General features: G+C 52.5%; 1 pseudogene. It reads left to right on the forward strand.

What is annotated here, in order from left to right:
• Nucleotides 1–38: 38 nt before the first annotated feature.
• Nucleotides 39–255 (forward strand): annotated as a pseudogene (locus tag MWC30_RS22350) (hypothetical protein); the annotation flags it as partial.

The following is a 255-nucleotide window of genomic DNA, read 5'->3' on the forward strand; positions in this document are numbered from 1 at the left end:
TGGCATTTGACCATCGCCGCGAGAATGAATCCCATAATTTGCGGATGATTTACGGGGTTAAAGATATCCCCTGTGACACCCAGATGCGCACCATAATAGATCCCGTACCGCCGGACGAGCTACGGCCCGCCCACAACGCTGTCTATGCCGCACTGCAAAGGGGCAAGGCCCTCGAAAAAATGCTTTATCTCGAAGAAGGTTACCTCATGCCCATGGACGGTACGGGCTATTTCTCCTCGGATAAGCTTTTCTCTG

It is taken from the genome of Desulforhabdus sp. TSK, assembly GCF_022836495.1.
In the GTDB taxonomy this organism is placed as follows: domain Bacteria; phylum Desulfobacterota; class Syntrophobacteria; order Syntrophobacterales; family Syntrophobacteraceae; genus Desulforhabdus.